This window comes from Ottowia cancrivicina (assembly GCF_029813755.1).
GTDB classification, from domain to species: Bacteria; Pseudomonadota; Gammaproteobacteria; order Burkholderiales; family Burkholderiaceae_C; genus Ottowia; species Ottowia massiliensis.
The window spans coordinates 1-2,132 of record NZ_JARVII010000059.1 but is presented as its reverse complement, the minus strand read 5'-3'; the positions used below and the strand labels follow the sequence as shown (position 1 = coordinate 2,132).

4 protein-coding genes are annotated in these 2,132 nt (G+C 48.6%); all 4 read left to right on the top strand.

Annotated elements, in window-relative coordinates; all coding sequences use genetic code 11:
- The first annotated feature begins 127 nt into the window (after nucleotides 1–127).
- Complete coding sequence (locus QB898_RS12950) at nucleotides 128–388, top strand: hypothetical protein (protein WP_279525282.1); 261 nt, start codon at nucleotides 128–130, stop codon at nucleotides 386–388.
- A 154-nt stretch (nucleotides 389–542) separates the two neighbouring features.
- Nucleotides 543–1,184, top strand: a complete 642-nt coding sequence (locus tag QB898_RS12945) for an IS1595 family transposase (protein ID WP_279525283.1) — start codon at nucleotides 543–545, stop codon at nucleotides 1,182–1,184.
- 84 nt (nucleotides 1,185–1,268) lie between these two features.
- The gene (locus tag QB898_RS12940; protein WP_279525281.1) at nucleotides 1,269–1,607 is read left to right on the top strand and encodes a hypothetical protein; all 339 of its coding nucleotides are present in this window, start codon (nucleotides 1,269–1,271) and stop codon (nucleotides 1,605–1,607) included.
- Nucleotides 1,608–1,871: 264 nt separating this feature from the next.
- A partial coding sequence (locus tag QB898_RS12935; RefSeq protein WP_279525280.1) for a hypothetical protein occupies nucleotides 1,872–2,132 on the top strand: 261 nt, incomplete at its 3' end.

The window sequence follows — 2,132 nt, the reverse complement described above, 5'->3', positions numbered from 1 at the left end:
CTGGCTCAGGCAATAGTGGAGCGATTGCATCACAAAAAGGAAGATTTTTGAGATTCAGAAGATGGGTCATGTATTTATCATTCGGGTTCATGTCCGGAGAATGGAAAACTCCATTATGCCGGACAGCATGAGCGATGCCTACGCCAGTTGCTATGCTGCATCGGCCAATTACGAGGAGGCTGTCAAAAAGGTGCTGGAAAAGCTGATATCCGATGGCCTCTACCCCGTCGAGATATTGACGCCTATCGCGATGCTTGAGGCAAGTGACTGGGATGTTCATGTCAAGGAACAATGGGGAATCTATGCGGGCGAAATGCCGGACCAAGATGAATTCATGAAACGAATGAATGATGGCGATGTCGTTTATGGCCCTTTCGGCGGATACTGATTTTTTTCAAGGTTAAGTTCAGGGGAACCATGATTCGAGATAAAAACAAGGAAGCCGCCTATTTTGACAAGGGGCTTAGGAAGCAAGCATGTGTTCAACGTACGCTAGCATTCCTGAAATGCCAAGCAAAAACAGGTACTGACGCCATTCAAAAATCAGTGAGGCCAAGTTTCGACATCTTTTGCGCCTGTTTGCCATGAACTTGACCGCCACGGATGCCGCGCAGCTATGTGGCTTGTCCGTGCGCTCGGTCAACGCGCTGTACCAGCGTATGCGTATCCGCTTGGCTCGGCAGTGTGCCGCTCAGTCTCCTTTCTCAGGCGAGCTTGAGGCCGATGAGTCCTCTTTCGGCCCCAAGCGAATCCGGGGCAAACGTGGGCGTGGCGCGGGTGGCAAAACCATCGTCTTTGCTCTGCTCAAGCAAGGCGGCTGTGTCTATACCGAGATCGTTGCCGATGCCTCCAAGGCCACGCTGCAAGCCATTATTAGGGGCAAAGTGGCTCCCAACAGCATCATCCACACCGACGGCTGGCGAGGCTGCGACGGGGTGGTTGATTTGGGTTTGGACAAGCCCTTTCGGGTCAATCACGGCAGCAACGAATTCGTCAAGGGCTGCAGACACGTCAACGGCATCGAGTCTTTTTGGAGCCATGCCAAACATCGGCTGGCGCAGCTTCATGGCGTGCGACGTGACAAGTTCGCGTTGCATCTCAAGGAGTCTGAGTTCCGTTTCAATCACTGCCATCTTGATCTCTACAAGACACTGCTTGAATTGCTCAGGGATGAGCCTCTGTGAAGCGTTTGCTTCCTAAGCTCCTACGTTATTGGAGGCAACATCCGAACGAGCAGCGCCCTGTTTCCCAAATCATCATCGGCCCCGATGAAACTACGCAATTTTGGGCAACCGGCCAAGAAGAATGGAAGACAAAAGGAAAGAGAGATGGAAGAAAAGATAAAACGGCATTTATTGGCCTATGCTCCTTTGGAGGACTTTTATGTATTGTCTCCACCGTCAGGAGATAACAAGAATAGTCTAGTTGGTTTCTTCAGCAAAGGAGACCCTCTTCTCCTGGTCATAGACGATGATGAAATAGCGGAGCATGCGATAGATTTCCTCTTGAAAAATGGAGTGAAAGTTCTTTTCAGTGACGAAGAATTGTCTGAATATGGAAAGAACAGACAGGTTTCACGCGATCATCAGAATGAACGTAGTCGTTAAATAATTATGGACTGTGTTATTGCCAAGAAGTGGCACAGTTCTATTCGATTCGGAGACTGTGCGAATGGATATTCCAGGCGCTGTGCGTCGGCGCGATGAATAAAACAAGCAAAGCAGAGCGTATCACGCCTTGCTTCTGGCGAAGCTTGTTTTTATGTGGGCATGTATCTAAAATCGGACTAGGACTAACTTTGGAAATATTATAAGACCTATTTGCATCGAAGATTTCAAGTTTAAAAGGAGCTGTCGGAGGGTGATTGTCATATGAAATTTATCAAAAGCGGCAATGCCTGCAAAGCAGTCCATATGAGCGGGCCAACGCATAATTATCTTGAACTGGTTTTTTCTGATATTCCCGTGAATGATGTGGAAATATCAGTCCTCAGATTGAAAGCGGATGATATAAAGCGGCTTGATGAGAATGAGGTTACGCGGCAGGTAAAAGCCGGTGTTGAATTTGCCTGCCAGCGCGTGGCGCAGAAATATTACGTCAAGCGTATTGCCTTTGTCTCCAGTGATTCGCCG

Coding starts and splice junctions, on each gene's coding strand:
- QB898_RS12940 (WP_279525281.1), top strand. CDS start 1,269: ATGAAACTACGCAATTTTGGGCAACCGGCCAAGAAGAATGGAAGACAA.
- QB898_RS12950 (WP_279525282.1), top strand. CDS start 128: ATGAGCGATGCCTACGCCAGTTGCTATGCTGCATCGGCCAATTACGAG.